This is a genomic window from Geothermobacter hydrogeniphilus (genome assembly GCF_002093115.1).
Taxonomy (GTDB): Bacteria; Desulfobacterota; Desulfuromonadia; order Desulfuromonadales; family Geothermobacteraceae; genus Geothermobacter_A; species Geothermobacter_A hydrogeniphilus.
Genome location: NZ_NAAD01000042.1, coordinates 1 through 6,439, shown reverse-complemented (window position 1 = coordinate 6,439; position 6,439 = coordinate 1). Strand labels below are relative to the sequence as shown.

The following is a 6,439-nucleotide window of genomic DNA, read 5'->3' as shown; positions in this document are numbered from 1 at the left end:
GCGTTGCAGACCCGCTTCGCTTGTGCGACGTAGCTGCCGCTACGCCTCCGCGCTCATTGGGCTGCGCCTTGATTTGATAAAAAATCCAGCACCCTGAAGCTGTCGGGGGGAAAAGTGACCTGGATTGTATTTAGGCCATGGCAACGAGAGACTGCGAAGCGCAGCAGCACTATTCGGCGGCCGCTTCGTCCTCGGCCTTGCAGCGGGTCACCACATCCTTGAGCCAGGCAATCTCTTCCGGAACGAACTCCTTGGTAAAATCGGTTCCCATGTTCATCACCCAGTGGATCTTCTCGGTCGACATCTCGGCCAGCATGTGTCCCGGCACCTGGATACTGGGCGCCTCCTGCTCGGCCCAGGCGTCGAGACGCTGCTGCTGATCAAAAAAGACCAGGAAGTCGGTTCCATCGGATTCAACCAGCAGCGGGACGCTGGCTTCTTCATTCTCTCCCGCGCCATTGATAAAGGTTTCGGTTACGGTCGGGACAAAGAACCCGGAGTTCAGGAACAGGTCATAGAAGCCCGATTGGGCCTTGTGGTCTTCAGGGTTGGCACGCAGAGTTTCAAGGGCCTTGTCAATCTCGGTCATGGGAATCACCTTTGAAGGGGTTGAACGCGCTTGCGATGCGCGATGAGGACCACCATAACAGATCACGCCCCGCTTGTCGTGCCAGATCCTGAAGCCGTAAATTCATTGCCGGCGAACCTCCGGGGAGACCTCGGCTTTTTGAAAATCGCATTCAGATCAGGACCTTGCTCTCTTCATCTGCCATGAACCCACGGATGCAGGAGATTGACAAGCCCCGAGGCTTCGATACGCTTGAATCATATTCTGAGTCAGTAAGCCTGAAGAATCCCCCGAAGAAAGGAGCATGCCATGAGCAGAACGGTCCGCGACATCCTGCGCAGCAAGGGAGGCCAGATTTTCAGCATCGATGCCGATGCCACCGTTTTCGAGGCCCTGGAAGTGCTGGCCCGCGAAAATGTCGGCGCGTTGATGGTGATGAAAGACGACCGCCTGGTCGGCATGCTCTCCGAGCGCGACTATGCCCGCAAGGTGATTCTCAAGGGCCTCTCCTCACCCAAAACCCCGGTTCGGGAGATCATGACCGAAGCGGTCTGCTACGCCCGCCCGGAGCATACGGTCGAGGAATGCATGGCGCTGATCACGGAAAAACGCTGCCGGCACCTGCCGGTCTTCGACGGCGACCAGCTGGTCGGCCTGATTTCCATCGGTGACCTGGTCAAGGCTTCGATCGCTGAAAAAGAATTTATCATCAACCAGCTGGAGAATTATATCAAGGCCGGTTGATTTCCTGGTCCAAAGGGATTCACAGGAGCCTTCCGGCAGCGCCCACCTGTGAATCCCCCCCCTCCCCTTAGCTTGCAGCAACCTCAACAGTTGCGACAGGAAAGCAACGTCGCAACTGTCGCAAATCAATACAACCACCTGAAATCACGTCAGCTGTTATTGGTACGGAGTTTGTTACCTGCTTCGGTGCATCCTGTTGCGACGGCGAGTCCGCTTCCCCGGACGCCCTCGGCTCCGGGTTCATGACAACCGATACGGGAAAGGAGGTAACCACCATGACAACCTGGCATGAACTTCGTGAAGGAATGAGTCGCGCATGGGATTCCCTGAGCGAAGGCTGGCAGCATCTCTTTCAGCGCGCTTCCGGCGCCATGACCCGTTACCTGCCCCTTGGACACAAGGAAGAATCAGAGGGATCACCGACCAACGGTACGGGCTGGGGGTTGCTGGCTGCCGAAGTATCCGAAGGTCCCAAACAGATTCAGGTCCGGCTTGAGGCCCCGGGACTCGACCCTGATGAAATCAATCTGCGGGTCGAGGGCAACATGCTGGTCGTAAGTGGCGAAAAGCACTACCAGAACGAACAGACGGCCGGCCGGTTCCATATTCGTGAATGTGCCTACGGACGTTTTGAACGAGCCATTCCCCTGCCGACCGATGTCGACCCCGACGCGGCAACGGCCAGTTACCGGCGGGGCGTGCTGCAAATTGAACTGCCGCGCCGCAAGGGAACTCCCGGCAAACGGATCCCCGTCAAGTCGTCCTGAAGGAGAAGATCATGACACCGGTCACCATCGATCAGCACAACTGGTTGCGCAACACCTTCATCAACCGCCTGCAGACCCTGCTCCTGCTGCTCTTCATCGGCGGCTACCTGGCATTGCTCGGTTGGCTGCTGTGGGGCGCCGCCGGCGTCTTCTGGCTGCTGATCCTCGGCGGGCTGTGGGTCGTCTTCGCCCCGACCGCCTCGCCGCAACTGATCCTGCGCCTGACCCGCGCCCGCCCCCTGGCTTTTGCCGCGGCACCGGTTCTTTACCGTCAGATCGAGGAGCTGGCCCGGCGGGCCGAACTGCCGCGGATTCCCGATCTCTACCTGATGCCCGGCGGTCTCGGCAACGCCTTTGCCGTCGGCAGCCGCGAGCAGGCCGTTATCGTGGTCACCGAGGGGTTGCTGCGATGCCTTGACCAACGTGAGTTGACCGGCGTCCTGGCCCACGAAATCAGCCACATCCGCAACAACGATATCCGCGTCATGAGCCTGGCGATGGCGGCCGGCCAGTTGACCGGCGTTCTCTCTACGATCGGCCAGGTTCTGCTGCTGGTCAACCTGCCGCTGCTGCTGGTCAGCGATCTGCACCTCAACTGGAGCGCGGTCCTGATCCTGCTTCTGGCCCCGACCGCCAGTTCCCTGGCCCAGCTCGGACTTTCCAGGGTACGGGAATATGAAGCCGACCTGTCCGCAGCAACCCTTACCGGTGATCCGGACGGTCTCGCCCGCGCCCTGCTCAAGACCGAGCAGCTGCAGCAGTTCAGCTGGCGTCGGCTGTTGATTCCCGGCGCGCGCCTGCCGGAGCATCCCCTGCTGCGCAGCCACCCGCCGACCAGCGAACGGGTCCGTCGGCTGCAGGAGTTGCACGGCCCGGAATATGTTGACCACAGCCACCCGGCATGTACCGGGATCTTTATCCTGAATCGGTGAGTTCCTGTTGAGTGGAGAGTGCAAGCGCCTGGTCTGAATGAGATTTTTGGGGAGCTCAGGCAGATCAATGATTTGTGCTGTCCGTCGACGAGGAACTCACTGATTCGGGTTTATCAGCGAGGTTTCTGAAAACAGAGCTTGCGGGTCGCCCCGCCCCAGCGTTTACCTTCAGCGATCAGTTTCAACAGGAGAAAGCCGTCATCGACATAGCGGCCGCCGAGGACATCCACCCCGCGCGCGAACAGGGGATCGGGAAAGTAGCCGGCGGTCGGTCCCAGCACCGAGATGTGCTCGGCCGAGCGGCACTGGGCGAGAACCTCGTCAAGGGTGCCGTTGAGAACGGTGGTGCTGGTGCAGAGGATCTTGGTACAGGATTTCAGTTGCGTGATGTCCAGGGTGACGGGCAGGTTCGGGTAACGGTCGACCAGTTGGGGATTTTTTTCAACAATGACCAGTTCGGCACCGCTGCCGTGCAGGTACTTGAACAGCGGCGGAAAGAACCCGACCATCCCGACCCGGTCGTGATCCCTGATTTCCATCAGCCCGATGGAATCAGCGGCCGTTTCGGGGACGCCGTCGGTCAACCGCATCACCTGCTGGCAGATGGCATTGATGGCGGCCAGCCCCAGCATGTTCCGCACCGGGTCGCTGCCGCCGAAGTCCTCCGCGTACCGCTCGGGGCGGGCGCCGACAAAGGCCTGCGGGGACAACCTCCGGTAGTCGTCCGCGCTGTCGTCGGGCAGCAGCAGGTAGCTCAGGCCGGCCGCCCCGCCCTCCAGCGCCATTGCCATGAACCGGCAGTCTTCACATTCCTGCTCTCCGGGCTGAAAAGGGGGCAGAACAATGCCGGCAATCTTCGGAATGGGATGGTCCACGGCCAGCGACAGGGCCATATCCCGGATTTCTGTCATGATGCTCATGAGCGCACCTCCCGTCACTGTTTCAGGTTGAGCAGCGAACTCGCGTTTACAATCGTCAGGCCATGTGTCAGACTCAACATCTTCCGGGTATTATACCCCGCCCCTCACCCTTTTCCGGAGTACTGCTCAAATGACAAAAAAATTCAAGGTCGGACTGGCCCTCGGGGGAGGAGCAGCCCGTGCCTTTTCCCACATCGGCGTCATCGCCGGACTGGTCAGGCACGGCATCGCCATCGACATCATCACCGGTACCAGCATGGGGGCGATCATCGGCGGCATGTACGCCTCGAACCCCGATGCCAAGGCTCTGAAGGAACGTTTCGCCTCCTACCTTGAAAGCGAGGAGTTCTCCAAGGCGGGGTTCGATTTCTTCCGGGAACTCGATTCCCACGGTGAAGGCATCCTGTTTGAAGTGGCCAAGCTGGCGCGCCGTGGCGTATTCAACGCCCTGATGGTCACCCAGACGGCGCTGGTCAAAACCGAAACCGCCGAAAGCAGTTACGCCTTCCTGCTCGACGATATCCGCATCGAGCAGACCCGCGTCCCCTTTGCCGCCGTCGCTCTCGACCTGGTCAGCGGCAGGCCGGAGGTGCTTGATCAGGGCCCCCTGCGGCAGGCCGTCGCGGCCTCCTGCGCCATGCCGGGAGTTCTCGAACCGGTTGCACTGGACGGTCGACAGCTGGTCGACGGCGGCTGGGCTGAAACCATCCCCATCAAGGCCGCCCGCCAACTCGGCGCCGACTTTGTCATCGCCATCGACGCCGGCGGTGCGCCGCGACCCTTCAGCACGCCGCGCAACGCCATCGACGTCATCTCCCGCGCCGACGCCCTGGTCCGCAACGCCCTCACCCGCGAACAACTCCGGCGGGCCAACATCGTCCTCTGCCCGAAAAACGGCGTCGAACACTGGGCTGATTTTTCGCAGGCCGGGGAGGCGATCGTGCGCGGCGAGCAGGAGGTGGAGCGGCAGATAGACTTCATCCGCCAGGAGATCCAGAAAGCCCGCGGAAAAAGCTGGATACCGCGGATCGCGCTGCCCCATCTGCGAAAGTCGAGCTGACCCCGCGGTCGGAGATCGCCCGGTCCCGGGTCGGTCTCCGACTGCGGGAAGACATCTGCGAATCAGGGACTATACTGTTTAAACAGCCTGTTAACACCGGGACCCACTGCCCGCGAGCCCCGGCATCCCTGTTCAAGGAGACCGCCATGGATACCTTTGACGCCATCTATCAGCGCCGCGCCATCAAACATTTCGACCCGACCCACCGCATCCCCCGCGAAGAAGAACTCAAACTGCTGCAGGCCGCGATCCAGGCACCGACCAGCTTCAACATCCAGCACTGGCGCTTTGTCCTGGTGCGCGATCCGGCCCTGCGACGGAAAATCCGCGACGAATACGGCAACGACCAGGCGCAGATCACCGATGCCTCGTTGCTGATCATCATGACCGCCGACCTGCTGGCCTGGAAGAAGGATCCCCGGCGTTACTGGCAGAATGCCCCGCCGGAGGTCTGCGAACTGCTGGTCAACTGGATGGGCCCCTTCCACGAAGGGCGCGAATGGCTGCAGCGCGACGAGGCCCAGCGTTCCATCGGCATCGCCATGCAGACCATCATGCTGGCCGCCAAAGCGATGGGGTACGACAGTTGCCCGATGATCGGCTTCGACATCGAAAAGGTGGCTGAACTGATCAACCTGCCTGCCGATCACGTTATGGGACCGATGATCGCTATCGGTAAAAAGGTCAGGGATTCCTGGCCGAAACCCGGCCAACTGCCCCTCGAAGAGCTGGTGGTGGAGAATTCCTTTTAACTGAACCCGGGGGGGGCAGCCTTTCAGGTCGCAGCCTGTTTGCGCAGCCGCGGGGAGATGGCGAGCGTCTCTGACGCGCTGCTCAGCCAGACTCCGCCGTCCTGGATACTGACCTGAAATTGCATCCCGCGCGCGGCCAGGGCGGCCAGCGCCTGTGTCGACTCGACAGGCAGCTCGATCACCGCCAGGTTGACGCAACGCTGCAGGGCGGCCTGGTTGCGCTGCCACCAGAGATCGACGGCGCGGCCGCCGTAGCAGTAGAGGACAACCTTGTCCGCCCGCCCGCAGGCCTTGCGCAGCCGCCGCTCGTCCGGCAGGCCGACCTCGATCCACAGTTCGATCTCCCCGGTCAGGCTTTTCATCCACAGGGCCGGCTCATCATCGACGCACAACCCCCGGGTGAATTCAAGCCGCTCATCGGCATGAAGAGCAAAAGCCAGCAGCCGCACCATCATCCGTTCGTCGGTTTCGGAAGGATGCCGCGCCAGGGTCAGCGGGTACTCGGCGTAATGGTTGCGGTCCATGTCGGAGAGGGAGAGGGATGCTTTAAAGATGGTGGCGGTCAGGGCCATCGGGACTCCTTTTTCATCAGTGTCTCACTTGCGCGGAGACACTCCTGAATCTGTGAGTTCCTGTTGGATGGAGAGTGCAAGTGCTTGGTCTGAATGAGATTTTCAAAAATCTGAAGCGCACCCA

At 61.0% G+C, this 6,439-nt stretch carries 8 protein-coding genes; 5 read left to right on the top strand and 3 right to left on the bottom strand.

From position 1 onward, the window contains the following. Positions 1–169: 169 nt before the first annotated feature. The gene (locus tag B5V00_RS16550; protein WP_085011918.1) at positions 170–589 is read right to left on the bottom strand and encodes an SseB family protein; all 420 of its coding nucleotides are present in this window, start codon (positions 587–589) and stop codon (positions 170–172) included. A gap of 288 nt (positions 590–877) precedes the next feature. Between B5V00_RS16550 and B5V00_RS16545 the strand changes: the two genes are divergently transcribed. The 3 genes from B5V00_RS16545 (at position 878) to B5V00_RS16535 (ending at position 3,011) form a co-directional block, all read left to right on the top strand. Then, entirely contained in the window at positions 878–1,312 is a 435-nt protein-coding gene (locus B5V00_RS16545; protein ID WP_085011917.1) for a CBS domain-containing protein, read from the top strand. A gap of 275 nt (positions 1,313–1,587) precedes the next feature. Beyond that, positions 1,588–2,079, top strand: a complete 492-nt coding sequence (locus tag B5V00_RS16540; RefSeq protein WP_085011916.1) for an Hsp20/alpha crystallin family protein — start codon at positions 1,588–1,590, stop codon at positions 2,077–2,079. A gap of 11 nt (positions 2,080–2,090) precedes the next feature. Continuing rightward, positions 2,091–3,011, top strand: a complete 921-nt coding sequence (locus tag B5V00_RS16535; protein ID WP_085011915.1) for a zinc metalloprotease HtpX — start codon at positions 2,091–2,093, stop codon at positions 3,009–3,011. 113 nt (positions 3,012–3,124) lie between these two features. Here the strand turns inward: B5V00_RS16535 and B5V00_RS16530 are convergent, their stop codons facing one another. After that, positions 3,125–3,931: a Rossmann-like domain-containing protein gene (locus tag B5V00_RS16530; protein WP_085011914.1), complete on the bottom strand. Its 807-nt coding sequence runs from the start codon at positions 3,929–3,931 to the stop codon at positions 3,125–3,127. A gap of 130 nt (positions 3,932–4,061) precedes the next feature. Between B5V00_RS16530 and B5V00_RS16525 the strand changes: the two genes are divergently transcribed. After that, the gene (locus B5V00_RS16525) at positions 4,062–4,991 is read left to right on the top strand and encodes a patatin-like phospholipase family protein (protein ID WP_085011913.1); all 930 of its coding nucleotides are present in this window, start codon (positions 4,062–4,064) and stop codon (positions 4,989–4,991) included. 146 nt (positions 4,992–5,137) lie between these two features. Beyond that, a complete protein-coding gene (locus B5V00_RS16520; RefSeq protein ID WP_085011912.1) occupies positions 5,138–5,743 on the top strand; it encodes a nitroreductase family protein in 606 nt (201 codons plus the stop codon). 23 nt (positions 5,744–5,766) lie between these two features. Here B5V00_RS16520 and B5V00_RS16515 read toward each other — a convergent pair whose 3' ends face one another. Continuing rightward, positions 5,767–6,315 (bottom strand): YaeQ family protein, encoded by a 549-nt coding sequence (locus B5V00_RS16515; protein WP_085011911.1) that lies wholly within the window; start codon positions 6,313–6,315, stop codon positions 5,767–5,769. Positions 6,316–6,439: the final 124 nt, after the last annotated feature.